General features: G+C 73.1%; 15 protein-coding genes and 1 pseudogene. 5 read left to right on the top strand and 11 right to left on the bottom strand.

The annotated features are described in order from the left end of the window. Nucleotides 1-52: 52 nt before the first annotated feature. From mnmA to ACQP1S_RS06770, 4 genes are all read right to left on the bottom strand, one after another. Entirely contained in the window at nt 53-1,126 is a 1,074-nt protein-coding gene (gene mnmA, locus ACQP1S_RS06785; protein ID WP_432904273.1) for a tRNA 2-thiouridine(34) synthase MnmA, read from the bottom strand. A 419-nt stretch (nt 1,127-1,545) separates the two neighbouring features. Beyond that, nucleotides 1,546-2,721 (bottom strand): cysteine desulfurase family protein, encoded by a 1,176-nt coding sequence (locus ACQP1S_RS06780; protein WP_432904270.1) that lies wholly within the window; start codon nt 2,719-2,721, stop codon nt 1,546-1,548. A gap of 181 nt (nt 2,722-2,902) precedes the next feature. Further along, entirely contained in the window at nt 2,903-3,571 is a 669-nt protein-coding gene (locus ACQP1S_RS06775; RefSeq protein ID WP_432904268.1) for a class F sortase, read from the bottom strand. After that, on the bottom strand, nt 3,568-4,398 hold the full coding sequence (locus ACQP1S_RS06770; protein WP_432904265.1) for a DUF4397 domain-containing protein: 831 nt from the start codon (nt 4,396-4,398) through the stop codon (nt 3,568-3,570). Before ACQP1S_RS06770 ends, ACQP1S_RS06775 begins: the two co-directional genes overlap by 4 nt. Before the next feature lie 250 nt (nt 4,399-4,648). On the opposite strand from ACQP1S_RS06770, the gene ACQP1S_RS06765 reads away from it, so the two are divergent. Continuing rightward, nucleotides 4,649-5,254 (top strand): RNA polymerase sigma factor, encoded by a 606-nt coding sequence (locus ACQP1S_RS06765; RefSeq protein WP_432904262.1) that lies wholly within the window; start codon nt 4,649-4,651, stop codon nt 5,252-5,254. Continuing rightward, complete coding sequence (locus tag ACQP1S_RS06760) at nt 5,208-6,086, top strand: anti-sigma factor (protein WP_432904259.1); 879 nt, start codon at nt 5,208-5,210, stop codon at nt 6,084-6,086. The genes ACQP1S_RS06765 and ACQP1S_RS06760 overlap by 47 nt, the downstream gene beginning before the upstream one ends. 253 nt (nt 6,087-6,339) lie before the next feature. Here ACQP1S_RS06760 and ACQP1S_RS06755 read toward each other — a convergent pair whose 3' ends face one another. The 4 genes from ACQP1S_RS06755 to ACQP1S_RS06740 form a co-directional block, all read right to left on the bottom strand. Further along, nucleotides 6,340-7,299, bottom strand: coding sequence for an electron transfer flavoprotein subunit alpha/FixB family protein (locus ACQP1S_RS06755; protein WP_432904256.1), 960 nt, complete (start codon nt 7,297-7,299; stop codon nt 6,340-6,342). 11 nt (nt 7,300-7,310) lie between these two features. After that, nucleotides 7,311-8,090, bottom strand: a complete 780-nt coding sequence (locus ACQP1S_RS06750) for an electron transfer flavoprotein subunit beta/FixA family protein (protein ID WP_091245512.1) — start codon at nt 8,088-8,090, stop codon at nt 7,311-7,313. A gap of 210 nt (nt 8,091-8,300) precedes the next feature. Then, nucleotides 8,301-8,717: a hypothetical protein gene (locus tag ACQP1S_RS06745; RefSeq protein WP_432907838.1), complete on the bottom strand. Its 417-nt coding sequence runs from the start codon at nt 8,715-8,717 to the stop codon at nt 8,301-8,303. A gap of 2 nt (nt 8,718-8,719) precedes the next feature. After that, nucleotides 8,720-9,517 (bottom strand): GNAT family N-acetyltransferase, encoded by a 798-nt coding sequence (locus tag ACQP1S_RS06740; protein WP_363667250.1) that lies wholly within the window; start codon nt 9,515-9,517, stop codon nt 8,720-8,722. 11 nt (nt 9,518-9,528) lie between these two features. Here ACQP1S_RS06740 and ACQP1S_RS06735 point away from each other — a divergent pair, with 11 nt between their 5' ends. The 3 genes and pseudogenes from ACQP1S_RS06735 to ACQP1S_RS06725 all read left to right on the top strand — a co-directional run. Then, complete coding sequence (locus ACQP1S_RS06735; RefSeq protein WP_432904252.1) at nt 9,529-9,951, top strand: YidH family protein; 423 nt, start codon at nt 9,529-9,531, stop codon at nt 9,949-9,951. Then, complete coding sequence (locus tag ACQP1S_RS06730) at nt 9,948-10,280, top strand: DUF202 domain-containing protein (RefSeq protein WP_432904249.1); 333 nt, start codon at nt 9,948-9,950, stop codon at nt 10,278-10,280. The genes ACQP1S_RS06735 and ACQP1S_RS06730 overlap by 4 nt, the downstream gene beginning before the upstream one ends. Nucleotides 10,281-10,307: 27 nt before the next feature. Beyond that, a pseudogene (locus tag ACQP1S_RS06725) lies at nt 10,308-10,697 on the top strand (PLD nuclease N-terminal domain-containing protein); the annotation flags it as partial. Between the two features lie 374 nt (nt 10,698-11,071). On the opposite strand, the gene ACQP1S_RS06720 reads toward ACQP1S_RS06725, so the two are convergent. The 3 genes from ACQP1S_RS06720 to ACQP1S_RS06710 all read right to left on the bottom strand — a co-directional run bounded on the left by ACQP1S_RS06720 (nt 11,072) and on the right by ACQP1S_RS06710 (nt 14,642). Then, nucleotides 11,072-11,890, bottom strand: a complete 819-nt coding sequence (locus ACQP1S_RS06720) for an ABC transporter permease (protein WP_432904246.1) — start codon at nt 11,888-11,890, stop codon at nt 11,072-11,074. Further along, on the bottom strand, nt 11,887-12,873 hold the full coding sequence (locus ACQP1S_RS06715) for an ATP-binding cassette domain-containing protein (RefSeq protein WP_432904243.1): 987 nt from the start codon (nt 12,871-12,873) through the stop codon (nt 11,887-11,889). Before ACQP1S_RS06715 ends, ACQP1S_RS06720 begins: the two co-directional genes overlap by 4 nt. Before the next feature lie 146 nt (nt 12,874-13,019). After that, the gene (locus ACQP1S_RS06710; RefSeq protein ID WP_091245499.1) at nt 13,020-14,642 is read right to left on the bottom strand and encodes an acetolactate synthase; all 1,623 of its coding nucleotides are present in this window, start codon (nt 14,640-14,642) and stop codon (nt 13,020-13,022) included. Between the last annotated feature and the right edge of the window lie 11 nt (nt 14,643-14,653).

Raw genomic sequence — 14,653 nt, 5'->3', positions numbered from 1 at the left:
AGGGTAACCGGCCCCGGGCGACCCACCCGGCCGCCGGGGTCGGGGGCCGGGTTCAGCCGGTGATGGTGGCGGAGCCGAGCACCACGTCCCCGGCCGGGTCCGGCCGGTACGCCACGACGGCCTGCCCGGCGGCCACCCCGCGCACCGGACGGCGCAGCTCGGCGACGAGCGTGTCGCCGTCCACGGTCACGGTGGCCGGCACGACGTCGCCGTGCGCCCGCAACTGCACCTCGCACTCGATCGGCGCGGTCGGCCGCTCCCCACCGGTCCAGACCGGACGGGTGGCGCGGACCAGGGAAACCTCCAGCGCCTCGGCGGGGCCGACGGTGACCGTGTTGGTCTTGGGGGTGATGGAGAGCACGTATCGCGGTCGCCCGTCCGGGGCCGGCCGGTCCAGGTGCAGGCCCCGCCGCTGGCCCACCGTGTAGGCGTACGCGCCGGTGTGGCTGCCGACCACCGCGCCGGTCAACGCGTCGACCACCTCGCCGGGGGCCTCGCCGAGCCGCCCGGCGAGAAAGCCCCGGGTGTCGCCGTCGGCGATGAAGCAGATGTCGTGCGAGTCGGGCTTCTCGGCCACCGCCAGGTCACGCCGGGCCGCCTCGGCGCGGACCTCCGCCTTGGTGGCGTCACCGAGCGGGAACACCGACCGGTCGAGCTGCGCGCGGGTCAGCACCGCCAGCACGTACGACTGGTCCTTGGCGAGGTCGACGCTGCGGCGCAACAGACCGTCGGGGCCGAGCCGGGCATGGTGACCGGTGACCACGGCGTCGAAGCCCAGCGCCACGGCCCGGTCCAGCACCGCCGCGAACTTGATCTTCTCATTGCACCGCAGACACGGATTCGGGGTACGCCCGGCCGCGTACTCGGCGACGAAGTCGTCCACCACGTCGGCGTGGAACCGCTCGGCCATGTCCCATACGTAGAAGGGAATGCCGATCACGTCGGCGGCCCGCCGCGCGTCCCGGGAGTCCTCCAGTGTGCAGCACCCCCGGGCTCCGGTCCGGAAGGTCTGCGGGTTGCGGGCCAGCGCCAGGTGCACCCCGGTCACGTCGTGTCCGGCCGCCACCGCCCGCGCCGCCGCGACAGCGGAGTCCACCCCACCCGACATCGCCGCCAGAACCCTCACCAGCCCACGCCCCTCTCCCCACCAACCCTACCCACCCACCCCACCGCCCTCCCTCCCCCTCCCGGTCCCCCTCCCCCCCGCTCGCCCCGCCTCCGCCCCGCCCTGCCCCGCCCTGCCCTGCCCTGCCTGCCTCGGTGATCAAGAGATTTGCGTCATCCCAGCCCCCGTTCCTGACCTAAACCTCTTGATCACCGAACACCACCACCACCGCCACCGGCCACGGGGTGGGCTGGAGGGCTTGTGCGGCCGGGCGGGGTGGATGCCCGGCGAGGGCAGCCCGATGAGGGCGGGTGATCAAGAGGTTTGCGTCAACCGGCGGCCAGATTCTGACGCAATTCTCTTGATCACCGGGGCGGGGCAGGACGGGACAGAGGGGGGACGGGACAGGGGGGACGGAGGCGGGGGGTAACGGGCGGAGGCTAGCGGGGGGTGCGGAGGGCGGCGGCTCGGCGGGCTCGGTCGACGGCGGTGGGGAGGGCGGCGATGAGGGCGTCGACGTCGGCGGAGGTGCTGGTGTGGCCGAGGGTGAAGCGCAACGAGGAGCGGGCCCGGTCGTGGTCGGCACCCATCGCCAGCAGTACGTGGCTGGGCTGGGCCACCCCCGCCGAGCAGGCCGAGCCGGTGGAGCAGGCGATGCCCTGGGCGTCGAGCAGGAGCAGCAGGGCGTCCCCCTCGCATCCGGGGAAGGAGAAGTGCGCGTTGCCGGGCAGCCGGTCGACGGGGTCGCCGTTGAACACCACCTCGGGCACCGCCTCCCGGACCCGCCGGACCAGGTCGTCGCGGAGCGCGGCCACCCGGGCCGCGTACTCCTGCTGGCCCTTGACCGCGGTCTCGACGGCGACGGCGAAGGCGACGATGCCGGCGGTGTCCAGGGTGCCGGAGCGGACGTCCCGCTCCTGACCGCCGCCGTGCAGCAGCGGGGTGGCGGCGACGTCCCGGGCGAGCAGCAGCGCGCCGACCCCGGTCGGCCCGCCGAGCTTGTGTCCGGTCACGGTGAGCGCGGAGGCCCCGCTGGCCGCGAAGTCGACCGGCACCTGGCCGACCGCCTGGACGGCGTCGGTGTGCAACGGCACCCCGTGCTCGGCGGCCACGGCGGCCAGCGCGGCCACCGGCTGTACGGTGCCGACCTCGTTGTTGGCCCACATCGCGGTCACCACGGCGACCCGCTCGGCGTGCTCGGCCAACTCGGCGCGCAGCCGCTCCGGGTCGAGTTTGCCGGCGTCGTCCGTCGGCAACCAGGCGACCTCGGCGGCCTCGTGGTCGGCGAGCCAGTCGACCGCGTCGAGCACGGCGTGGTGCTCGACCGCGCTGGAGACCACCCGGACCCGGTCGGACCGGGCCGCTCGCCGGGCCCAGAAGATGCCCTTCACGGCGAGGTTGTCGCTCTCCGTACCGCCGCCGGTGAAGATGACCTCGGAGGGGCGGGCGCCCAGCACCGCAGCCACCCGCTCGCGGGACTCCTCCACCCGACGCCGGGCACGCCGGCCCGTCGCGTGCAACGACGACGCGTTGCCGACCTCGCGGGCGGTGGCGACGTACGCCGCCAACGCCTCGTCGAGCATCGGGGTGGTCGCCGCGTGATCCAGGTATGCCATCACCGTTCAGCGTAACGGCCGGGGCACGGCGCGTCGGCTACCGGATCACCCGTACCGAAGCGTGGATCAGCCCGACCCGGCCGGACCGGGACCGGCTCGGTCCCGGTCCGGCCGAACGCCGGGCCGGCACAGCCGCGCATCGCGCTGCTCCGTAGGGCATCCGGGCCGGCAGGGCAGCGCATCAGGCCGGTACGGCGGTGACGACGATGTTGTCCCGGTAGTGCCGGGTCTTCGGGTCGAACGGGCCACCGCAGGTGATCAACGTGAGGCGCGGTTTGCCGTCCCGGGCGAAGTACCGGTCCAGCGGGATCTTCGTCTTGACGTACTCCTCGCGGGCGACGACCCGGTAGGGCCGCTGCTTCCCGTCCGCGCCGGTGGCGGTGAGGGTGTCGCCCCGGTCGAGTTCGCGGAGCCGGAAGAACGCCCCCTTGCCCTGTTCGGAGCTGTCGACGTGGCCGGCGATCACCACCGAGCCGGCGTCGGTCTCCAACCCGGGTCCGTAGCGGTACCAGCCGATCTGGTCCACGCTCGGCGGGACGTCGAACTCGTCGGTCCGGGTGTCGACGCCCACCGGGTTGACCGTGGCGGTGACGTCGATCGCCGGGATGCGCAGCTTCACCGGCGGGACGGTCCGCTCGCCGGTCGGCAGGTCACCGGCGGTCACCGGCACCGACGGACCACCGGTGCCGGCTCCGGCCGTCGGGGTCGGCGTGCCGGTGGCCAGCGCCGCCGCCTCGTCCCCGCCGACGTCCTCGGCCGGCTGCGATCCGCACGCCACCAGGGTGGCGATGGTGAGCGCGGCGACGCCGGCGGCCATCGCCGCCAGCGCCCCGCGGTGGCGCACCGTCACCTGCGACCGGTCCGGGTGGTGGCCACCCGCGCCCCGCCGCCGACCAGCAGCAGTACGCCGGCACCCGCCAGCACGTACCACCAGGTGTCGACGCCGGTGCCGGCCTGCCCGCCGGTGCCGCTGGGCACCCCGCCCGGCGCGGAGTGCAGGCCGGTGATGGTCTGGGCGGCCAGGTCGAGGTTCTTGGCCTCGGCGGAACCGATCGCGTAGACGATGGTGGCGGTGCCCTCCTTGAGGTTGAGGTCCGCCGGGCCGATCGCCACGGTGTCGGTGCCGGCCAGCACCACGTCGGCCTTGACCGTGCCCGCGTCGACGTCCGCCTTGGCCTCCTTCGGGTTGGTGAGGTCCTCGAAGACCGGCTTGCCACCCGCCCGCACGTCGACCGCCGGGGCGGCGGCGGTGTGCCGGACGATCAGCCGGGCCTTGCCGGCGGCCAGCTTGGCGGTGTCGTTGACGAACGGGGTGATCTGCGGCTTGCCGTCCGCGCCCAGGTGTGCGGCGAGGCTGATGTCGGCGCCGCCGGGCACCTCGGCGTTGTCGACCTTGAGGATCGCGCTGCCGACCGGCTCGCCCGGCTTGGTCAGGGCGATGTCGTACTCGCCCTCGGGCAGGGTCAGCGGGCCGGCCACGTCGCCGGGCTTGAAGTTGTCGAGGGTCTTCTTGCCGTTGACGTAGACGTCGACCGGGGTGTCCGGGATGCCGTGCACGACGGAGACCTTGGACGAGGCGGCGTACGCCGGGCCCGTGGTCGCGGCGCCGACGCCCGCGAAGGCCAGGGCGGCCACCGCGCCGCCTGCGGCGACCCGACGGAAGATAGCGAGCTGCATGTCTGCCTCCTGGTGATTGGTACTGGTTCGTCAGGTCTGGCTTGCAGAACGGGTTACGCCGCCCGTCGCACCGCCGGATGCACCGCACACCACTTTCTTTTTCTCCGTCCGGGGTGCATCCGGGGCCGGCCCCGGCGACGAAGAGCAGGTGAGACGAGTGGAGGCGGACACGGACCGGGAGAGTGGGGCGACGGCTGTGGGAGCTACAGTCGGGCATGCCCCAGGGAAGGCGACCCGCCCGGTGACAGCGGTGGGAACAGCAGGACAGGAAGCCGAACCCCCACCCCCCGACGAGCTGGCCGCGCGCTTCCGGGCGGGTGACGAGACCGCGCTGCGGGAGGCGTACGACCGGTTCGGCCGGGCGGTGCTCCACCTGGCCACCAGCACGTTGGCCAACCGCAGCGACGCGGAGGACGTGACCCAGGCGACGTTCGTCGCCGCCTGGCTGGGGCGGGACACCTTCGATCCGACCAAGGGCTCACTGATCGGTTGGCTGCTCGGCATCGGCCGACGCAAGGTGATCGACCGGCTGCGCGCCTCGGCCCGGGAGATGCGGGTGGTGGAGACGGTCCGGCAACTGCCCGAGCCGGTCGCCACCGGCGTCGACCCGGACGTCGTGGTCGACCGGCTGGTGGTCGCCGACGAGCTGGCCCGGCTCCCGGACGACCAGCGGCGGATGTTGGAACTGGCCTTCTACGACGACCTGACACACCAACAGATCGCGACGGTGACCGGAGTGCCGTTGGGCACGGTCAAGAGCCACATCAGACGGGGCATGGCGAGCTTGAAACGCAGATGGGAGGTGGACGGTGCAGCACCTGGACCACGACCGGCTGGTCTTTCTGGCGCTCGGTGAGAGCGAGGCGGACCACGGTGAGACCGACCACCTCGGCGGCTGCGTGACCTGTCGGGGCGAGCTGGACACCCTTCGGCACGTCGCCGGGCTGGGCGCGGACACCCAGGGCCTGCACGCCCTGCCCGACCCGCCGGCCCACCTGTGGGCGGGCATCCTGGCCGAACTCGACACCGTCGCGGAGGTGCCGGCCCTGGCCGAGGCCCACCGCCAGGATCTGCCGGAGGTACGGCCAGGGCCGGCGCAGCCCGCGACCGAGGGCCGACCCGACGTCCCGCGCCGGCATCCGTCGGCGGTGACCGGTGACCGGCCGGACGCCCGTCGGCGGCAGTCGCCGTACCCGGACGCGGAGCGGGCCGCCGGGCGACCGGCGGGCCGGTCCCGACGGGGCCGACGGTGGCCCCGCTGGGCGACCACGGTCGTCACGGCGACCGCGGCCGCGGCGGTCGCGGTGCTCGGCACCGTCGCCGTCCTCGGCGACCGGGAACCCGCGCCCCGGCAGGAGGTGCTGGCCAGCGCGCCGTTGGCCGCGTACGGCAGCACGCCGAAGGACGCCAACGGTGACGCCCGGGTCTTCGCCGACGGGCGACTACATCTGCACGTCGCGAATCTCCCGGACGTTCCGGGGTACTACGAGGTCTGGCTGATCAATCCGACGACCATGGAGATGTTCTCGGTGGGTGTGTTGCGCGGTAGCTCGGGTGACGCCCTGCTGCCCCTGCCCCCGAATGTGGATCTCCAGGAGTATTCGGTGGTCGACGTCTCCGCCGAGCAGTACGACAACCAGCCCGCCCACTCCGGCGACAGCCTGCTGAGGGGCACCTTGACGGGCTGATCGGTGGGCCGGTTCAGCTCCCCGGCCCGCCGATCAGCTCCCCGCACCGCAGCCGGAACCCGGGTCCGCACCCGGGGCGCTCCGGAATGCCGACGGTCGGGTCGGGGTCGGCGGGCACCGCAGCCACCGCCCTCCGACGACACCGCCGCACCGACGACCGCGCCGCCACCCGCCCGCCGACCACAGCGCCCTCACCACGACGGAGCCGCCGCCCGGCGGACCGGACGGCGGCTCGGTGCGGACCCGGGTCGGGTCACTTGCGCTTGCGGATCTCCTCGGCGGCCTGCGGCACGATCTTGAAAAGGTCGCCCACCACGCCGTAGTCGGCCAGCTCGAAGATCGGGGCCTCGCCGTCCTTGTTCACGGCGACGATCGTCTTCGACGTCTGCATGCCGGCCCGGTGCTGGATCGCGCCGGAGATGCCCAGCGCGACATAGAGCTGCGGGGAGACGGTCTTGCCGGTCTGCCCGACCTGGAACTGGTGCGGGTAGTAACCGGAGTCGACGGCCGCCCGGGACGCGCCGACCGCGCCACCGAGCAGGTCGGCCAACTCCTCGACCAGCTTGAAGTTGTCGGCGTTGCCGACACCACGACCACCGGAGACGACGATGCCGGCCTCGGTCAGCTCGGGGCGGGAGCCCTTCTGCTCGGCCACCCGCTCGACGACCCGGGCCAGCTTGTCGGTGTCGGTGACCGCCACGGTGAGCTGCTCGACGGCCGGAGTGGCCGCCGCCGGGGTCGGGGTGACCGAGTTGGGCCGTACGGTGACCAGCGGCAGACCCTTGGTGACCTTGGACTTGACGATGGTGGAGCCGGCGAAGGCGACCTGGGTGGCGGTGCCGTCGGCGTCGAGGCCCACCACGTCGGTCAGGATGCCGTTGTCCAGCTTGACGGCCAGCCGGGCGGCGATCTCCTTGCCCTCCTGGGCCGACGCCAGCAGGACGGCGGCCGGCTGCACCCGGTTGACCAGTTCGGCCAGCACGGTCGCCTTGGGAGCCACCAGGTGACCGTCGATCTCCTCGCTCTCGGCGGCGTAGATCTTCTCCGCGCCGTACTCACCGAGTTTGGCGCTCAGCGCCTCGGCGGCACCGGCGCCACCGAGCACCACGGCGCTCGGGGTGCCCAGCTCGCGGGCCAGGGTGAGCATTTCCAGGGTGACCTTCTTGACGCCGAACTCCCTGGTGGCTTCGACGACGACGAGTACCTCAGCCATGTTCAGACCCCTCAGACGAACTTCTCGGTGGCGAGGAACTCGACCAGCTTGACGCCGCCCTCGCCCTCGTCGGTGATCTTGGCGCCGCCGGAGCGCGGCGGACGCCTGGTGTGCTCGACGACGGCGCTGGTCGCGCCCTCGAAACCCACCTCGGTCGGCGCGACGCCCAGGTCGGCCAGGGACAACGTCCGGACCGGCTTCTTCTTGGCGGCCATGATGCCCTTGAAGGAGGGGTAGCGCGGCTCGTTGATGGTGTCCCAGACGGAGACCACGGCCGGGGTCGAGGCGGTGACCACCTCGTAGCCCTCCTCGGTCTGCCGCTCCACGGTCAGCGTGCCGCCGTCGACGGTGAGCTTGCGGGCACCGGTCAACGCGGCGACCCCCAACCGCTCGGCGAGCATGTGCGGCATGACCTGGACCCGACCGTCGGTCGACTCGGCGCCGCAGATCACCAGGTCGGCACCCAACTGCCCGAGGGCGGCGGCGAGCACCTTCGAGGTGGCCACCGCGCAGGACCCGTGCAGGGCGTCGTCGAGGACGTGCACGGCGGAGTCCGGGCCCATGGAGAGCGCCTTGCGGATCGACTCGGTGGCCCGGTCCGGTCCCATGGTCAGGATGGTGACCTCGCCACCGTGCGCTTCCTTGATCTTCAGCGCCTCCTCGATGGCGTACTCGTCCATCTCGTTGATGACGTTGTTCGCCGAACCGCGGTCGACGGTGTTGTCGTCAGCACGCAGGTTGCGGTCCGCGCCCGAATCAGGCACCTGCTTGACGAGTACGACGATGTTCATCGCGATTCGACAACCCTCCTGTTGGTGGTGTGCGATCTGCTCGCCCGGTTAAGGGCGGAGCTTTGCGCGTCGTTGACACCCGGTCAACCGCGGGCTGCTGTGCAGTTACCCACGAACGCAATGTTACCTGCCAGTAGGTTAACCCTTCGGGTCACCCGCGGTGACACAGCTCACCGCGACGGCAAGCGCGTCCGAGCCAGCGCGACCGGATCAGGCCGGCTCGACGGGCCCGGCCAGTGCGGTCCTGATCCGCGCGATGGCGTCCGCCTCGGCCGGCGTCACCCCACGGTGCGCGCGGGCCACCTGCTCCGCGGCGGCCAACACCAGCTCGCGGTACGCCGACAGGTCGGCCGGCGACTTCGCCCGCAGGATGTCCACCGCGCGCCCCAACGCCGGCAACACCACCGACTCGATCTCCAGAGTCGAATCCCGGGGCAACCGGGGCAGCGAGCCGGCGGTGAGCGCCTCCTTGACCAGGCCACTGGCCTCGGCGAACGCTCCGGACGCGGCGAAGCTCTCCCGGATCATCGCGAACACGCCCGGATCGGCGTTCGACACCAGGAAGACCGCCCCGAAGGCACCCGTCTTGAGAACCTGCTGCTCGTCGTCCGTCAGCCGCTGCTCCATCATCACGGAGTGTAGACGTAGGGGGTGGTCGTGGTGACCGGGACGAAGCCGAGTCGCTCCAGGATCGGCCGGCTGTCCTCCGAGGCGTCCACCTGCAACAGTGCCTTGCCCCGCTGGTCGGCGAGCCGGGCCCGGTAGGCCACCAGCGCCCGGTAGATGCCCCGACGTCGCCACTGGGCGAGCGTCGAACCACCCCAGAGGCTGGCGAAGCCGGTGTCGTTGAGATAGCGCACCCAACCGGCGCTGACCACCGTCTCCCCCGCCTCGGCCACCACCACGGTGATCGACTGCGGGTCCGCCTCGATCTCCCGGGCCAGGCCGGTGACCAGGTGGGAACGGTCGCTGCGCCAGACCTCCTCCTCCATCGCGGCGATCCGCTCCAGGTCGACCCGACCGGTGACCTCCCGCAGCCGTACCCCTTCGGGGAGCACCGGCACGGCGCCCGCCAGCGGCGCGACCGGCCCGATCAGGACGGTCTCGCGGTCCTCCGGCACGAAGCCGGCGGCACGCAGCCGGTCCGGCAGGTCGGCGGGCTCGTCGTGGCTGTTGTGCTTCCACTCCACCGACTCGCCGCGCTGCCGGAACAGCGCGACCTGCCGGGCGATCAGCGCGTCCAACTCGTCCCCGACCAGCCCGTCCAGGGTGCGGTAAGTGAGGAAGCCGCCGTGGTCCAGGCCCAGCACCCGCACCAGCGGCCCGTCGCGTTCGACGGTCACCCCGGCCGGGACCGGGTCGGGGATCTCCGGTCGGATCTGCCGGTCGTAGCTGTCGCGCAGGATGTTGGCGTCAAGATCGGTCATCGCTCCAGGCTATGTCGGCGACAAAGCGGATAATCGGCGTCGTGTGGCAGGCGATCAGACGGTGGTTCGACCCGTCGGACCTCAACTCCGTGGGCACCACCCCCGACTACCGCTTCTCGCTGGCCAACGAGCGGACCTTCCTGGCCTGGCTGCGCACCGGGCTGGCGCTGATCGCCGGTGGGCTGGCCGCCGCCCAGTTCCTCCCGCCGCTACCGCTGCGCCACCTGCGGGAGGCGATCGCCGTGGCGCTGCTGCTGCTCGGCGCGACCGTCGCCGTCCGGGCGGTGGACCACTGGTCCCGCACCGAACGGGCCATCCGGCTCGGCGAACGCCTGCCGGCCTCCCGCTTCCCGGCCGTCCTCGCCCTGATCGTGGCGGTGGGCGCGCTGCTGCTGGTGGTGGCCGTCCTGGCGAAGGGCATGAGCGTCCGGTGAGCGGCGTCCCGCCGCGCGGGAGCGCCCCCGGTGGCGGCGATCCCGGCCTGCAACCCGAACGCACCCGACTGGCCTGGCGGCGCATGGGGCTGGCGTACACGGTGGTGACCGTGCTGGCGGTCCGGTTGGCGCTGACCGGCGACACCGCCGGCGCGCTGCTCGCCGGGGTGACCGTGCTGACCTGGTGGGCGACGCTGGTGGTGGGCTGGGGGCGGGCCACCGGTCGCCGGCAGGCCCGGATCGACACCCGGGCCGTTCCGCTGGTCGCCCTCGGCACGGTCGGTCTGGCGCTGCTGTGCGTGTCGCTGGTGCTGCGTGGGATGTGGTGACGCGCGCGGCTGCGCCATGATGGGGGCATGGCCCGGCTCTATGTGCTGTTGTTCCTGCTCCAGGTGGTGCTCGCCGCCTGCGCGCTGATCAGTTGCCTCTCCGCTGAGGACGGGGCGATCCGGGGGCTGCCCCGGTTCGCCTGGGTCCTGATCATCCTGGTCTTCCCGCTGGTCGGCTCGATCGCCTGGTTCCTCGCCGGTCGCCCCGCCCCGGAGGGAGGCCGGCGCGGTGGTTGGCCGTCCGGCCCCGGCTCCCGGCGGCCCGTCGCACCCGACGACAACCCCGAGTTCCTGAAGTCGATCGACGAACGGGCCCGCCGGGACGACAACGCCCTCTTCCAACGCTGGGAGGAGGACCTGCGCCGTCGGGAGGACGATCTGCGCCGCCACGACGGCGACCAGCCCCACACCGGCGCGCCATCCCACGACGGCGCGCCGTCGCGTGACCACACACCGCCCGCCGACCGCCCGCCGCCCCGGGAGGACGCCTCGCCCCACGACGGTGAGCGGCCCCGCGAGGGCGACCGACCCGAGATCTGATCCCGTCGGGGTGACCCGGTCCACGCCGGGCCACCTCCGACCACGGGTGTCCCGCCCGACCCTGGGTCCGGCCGGGACACCCGGCACGGCGGCGTCCGGACGCCGCCGGGGTCACCGCCGATGGTCCGCCCGAGGCTGCCCCGGGATCACCGCCTCATGGCCTCCGGGCACCGCCCGGGGGTCACCACCTGTGACCCTCCGGCCACCACTGCGGGGGCACCGCCTGTTGGCCTCCGGCCGCCGCCGCAGGGTCACAGCCGACGGCGTAGGCCCCGCACCGCGAGCGGGGCGAAGATGGCGGCGATGACGACCGCCCAGAGCAGCGACTGGACCACCGGCCCGGCGACCGGCCCGCCGACCAGCAGGCCCCGCAGCGCGTTCGCCAGGATGGTCACCGGGTTCACCTCGACCCAGTGCTGGAGCCAGGACGGCATGGTCTCGGTCGGCACGAAGGCGTTGCTGGTGAAGCTGAGCGGGAAGATCACCGTGAAGCCGAAGATCTGCACCTTGTCCGGCTCGCTGACCAGCACCCCGACCAGAACCGACATCCAGGCGGCGGCCAGCGAGAAGACCAGCAGCAGGGCGAACGCGGCGAGCAGGCCGAACAGGCCGTTACCGAGCCGGAAGCCGAGGAGCATCCCGACGCCGAGCAGCAGGGTCAACGACCATGCCTGCTTGACCGTGTCGGCGACGATCCGGCCGGCGAGCGGGGACCAGCGGGCGACGGGCAGCGACCGCAACCGGTCGAAGACGCCCTTGGTGAGATCCTGGTTGAGCCCGAAGCCGGTGGTCATGGTGGCGAAGAAGGCGTTCTGCACGATGATGCCGGGCAGCGCGAAGGTGAGGTACTCCCCCGGGCTGCCGGAGATCGCCCCGCCGAAGACGTACGTGAAGAGCAGCACGAACATCACCGGTTGGATGCTCAGGTCGAGCAGTTCCATCGGGTTGTGCTTGATCTGCACCAGGCTGCGCCAGGCCAGCGTGCCGGTGTGCCGCAGGCCGGCGGCCGGGCTGAGCCGGCGGGTCGGTGCGGGTCGGGCCGACGGGGCGGCGACGGTCGCGGCGGTCATGCCGGGCTCCCTTCCAGGGTGTCGGCGGTGTCGGCGAGGTCGGCCGTGTCGTCCTCGGCCCGGTGGCCGGTGAGGGAGAGGAACACCTCGTCGAGGCTGGACCCGCGCAGGGCCAACTCGGCGACCTGCACCTCGGCGTCGTCGAGCCGGCGGACCACGGCGGGCAGCGCGCCCGGACCGGTGACCGGCGCGGCGACCGTGGTCTGGTTGACCTCCGGGGTGGCCCCGGTCACCTCGCGGACCACGGCCAGCACGACGGGCAGGTGGGCGGCCTCGACCGGCCGGACGGTCAGCACCTGGCCGCCGGTCTTGGACTTCAGCTCCTCCGGGGTGCCCTGGGCGATCACCCGACCGTGGTCGACCACGGCGATCTCGTCGGCCAACTGGTCGGCCTCCTCCAGGTACTGCGTGGTCAGCAGCACGGTCACCCCCTCGGCGACCAGACCCCGGACGATGTCCCACAGGTCGTTGCGGCTGCGCGGGTCGAGACCGGTGGTCGGCTCGTCGAGGAAGAGCACCTGCGGCCGACCGACCAGGCTGGCCGCCAGGTCGAGCCGCCGGCGCATGCCGCCGGAGTAGGTCTTCGCGGCCCGGCCGGCGGCGTCGGTGAGCTGGAACCCGGCCAGCAGCTCGGCGGCCCGGGCCCGGGCATCGCGCCGGGACAGGCCCAGCAGGCGGCCGATGAGCAGCAGGTTCTCGGTGCCGGTCAGGTTCTCGTCGACCGAGGCGTACTGGCCGGTGAGGCCGATCAACTGGCGGACCTGGTGGGCGTCGCGACGGACGTCGTACCCGCCGACGGTGGCGTGCCCCTCGTCGGGGGTGAGCAGGGTGGCGAGCACCCGGACCGCGGTGGTCTTGCCGGCGCCGTTGGGGCCGAGCAGCCCGAACACGGTCCCGGTGGGCACCTCAAGGTCGACCCCGGCCAGGGCGGTGGTGGCGCCGAACCGGCGCACCAGCCCCTCGGCGCGGATGGCGAATGTCATCAGAACTCCCGTCGTTATCGCTGGATCGTCCAACGATGAGCGAGGGGTCTGACGTTACGTGTGTCGCCGCTGACATTCCGCCGATTTATCCGCGCACGGCCGCGCCCGACCGCCGCCGGGTCCGACGGCGGTCGCGCGCCGCGCAGTCAGGCCAGGTTCGACGAGCGCGGGTACGCGTCGGCCGGGTCGGTGAGCACGTTGACCAGGTACGGCACCCCGGCGTCGAACGCCCGACCCAGGGCCGGGCCGAGGTCGCCGGCCTTCGCCACCGTCTCCCCGGCCCCGCCGAGCGCCTCGACCACCTTGTCGTAGCGCAGCTCGGGCTGGAGGTCGGCGGCCACGTCGTAGCCGTACATGGCCCGCATCGGGTGCTTCTCCAGACCCCAGATGCCGTTGTTGCCGACCACGATCACCACCGGCAGCCGCTGCCGGACCAGCGACTCGACGTCCATCAGCGAGAAGCCGGCCGCGCCGTCGCCCATCAGCACGCAGATCTGCCGGTCGGGGTGGCTGACCCGGGCCCCCATCGCATAGCCCAGGCCGGTGCCGAGGCAGCCGTACGGGCCGGGGTCGAGCCAGGTGCCGGGCTGCGACGGCTCCAGGTAGCGGCCGGCGTACGAGACGAAGTCGCCGCCGTCGCCGATGGTGATCGCGTCCGGGGCGAGGGCCCGGCGCAGTTCGCCGTAGACCCGGGCCGGGCGGATCGGGTCGGTCTCGGCGGCCATCTCCCCGGCGTCGCGTGCCTTCGCCGCGTCCTCGGCGGTCCGCAGCCGGGCGATCCAGTCGGCGTGGTCGGCCCGGTCGCCGGTGTGGTCGGCGAAGGCGGACAGGATCAGCCGCAGGTCACCGGCGGGGCTGGCAGCCGGCTGGACGTGCCCGGCCCGCTGGGTGGGGGCGTCGACGACGTGCACGACCGCCGCGTCGCCGAAGTCGCCGAAGCTGAGCCGGAAGTCCAGTGGGGTGCCGACGACCACCACCACGTCGGCGTCGTTCAGCGCGGTCCGCCGGGCCTTGGCGAAGGCGAGCGGGTGCTCGGGCGGCAGCGCGCCACGCCCCATGCCGTTGGTGAAGACCGGCACCTGCAACGCCTCGGCGGCCTCGCGGAGCGCGGCGACCGCGTTGCCGGCGTACACGTCGGAACCCGCGATGATCACCGGACGGGTGGCGGCGGCGATCAGCCGGGCCGCCTTCGTCACCTCGTCCGGGTCGGGTTCGACCGGGGCGATCGCGGCCGGGGCGGCCAGTTCGGCGTCGCCGACGGAGAAGATCGCCTCCAGCGGGAAGTCGAGGAAGACCGGGCCCCGGTGCGGGGTGAGCGCGGTGGTCAGCGCGGCGGAGACCGCGCGGGGGATGTCGTCGGCGCTGAACACCGTCTCGGCGTGCTTGGTGACCGGGGCCACCAGCGGCAGGTGGTCCATCTCCTGGAGGCTGCCTGCGCCCCAGCGGAACTGCGGGGCCCGCCCGCCCAGCACCAGCACCGGTGAGGCGTTGAAGAAGGCGCTGGTCATGCCGGAGATGCCGTTGGTGACGCCGGGGCCGGCGGTGAGCACGGCGAGGCCGGGGCGACGCTGGAGCTTGGCCACCGCCTCGGCGGCGAAGACGGCGGACTGCTCGTGCCGGACGTCGTAGATCGGGAAGTCGGTGCTGTGGGCGGCGTCGTAGAGCGGGAAGACGTGCCCGCCGGAGAGGGTGAACATCTCCCGTACGCCGTGCGCCCGCAGTGCCGCCAACGCCAGCGCTCCGCCGTGACCCTCGACCCGTTCCGTCATCGCCGCTCCCC

Origin of the sequence: Micromonospora matsumotoense, from assembly GCF_050951065.1 — a bacterium.
GTDB lineage: Bacteria > Actinomycetota > Actinomycetes > Mycobacteriales > Micromonosporaceae > Micromonospora > Micromonospora matsumotoensis.
This window is presented reverse-complemented; position numbering and strand designations above follow the sequence as displayed.

Bases quoted from the DNA above. Each gene is read 5' to 3' on its own strand.
- ACQP1S_RS06780 (WP_432904270.1), bottom strand. From the start codon at position 2,721: ATGGCATACCTGGATCACGCGGCGACCACCCCGATGCTCGACGAGGCG.
- ACQP1S_RS06770 (WP_432904265.1), bottom strand. From the start codon at position 4,398: ATGCAGCTCGCTATCTTCCGTCGGGTCGCCGCAGGCGGCGCGGTGGCC.
- ACQP1S_RS06755 (WP_432904256.1), bottom strand. From the start codon at position 7,299: ATGGCTGAGGTACTCGTCGTCGTCGAAGCCACCAGGGAGTTCGGCGTC.
- ACQP1S_RS06750 (WP_091245512.1), bottom strand. From the start codon at position 8,090: ATGAACATCGTCGTACTCGTCAAGCAGGTGCCTGATTCGGGCGCGGAC.
- ACQP1S_RS06745 (WP_432907838.1), bottom strand. From the start codon at position 8,717: ATGGAGCAGCGGCTGACGGACGACGAGCAGCAGGTTCTCAAGACGGGT.
- ACQP1S_RS06740 (WP_363667250.1), bottom strand. From the start codon at position 9,517: ATGACCGATCTTGACGCCAACATCCTGCGCGACAGCTACGACCGGCAG.
- ACQP1S_RS06735 (WP_432904252.1), top strand. From the start codon at position 9,529: ATGTCGGCGACAAAGCGGATAATCGGCGTCGTGTGGCAGGCGATCAGA.
- ACQP1S_RS06720 (WP_432904246.1), bottom strand. From the start codon at position 11,890: ATGACCGCCGCGACCGTCGCCGCCCCGTCGGCCCGACCCGCACCGACC.
- ACQP1S_RS06715 (WP_432904243.1), bottom strand. From the start codon at position 12,873: ATGACATTCGCCATCCGCGCCGAGGGGCTGGTGCGCCGGTTCGGCGCC.
- ACQP1S_RS06710 (WP_091245499.1), bottom strand. From the start codon at position 14,642: ATGACGGAACGGGTCGAGGGTCACGGCGGAGCGCTGGCGTTGGCGGCA.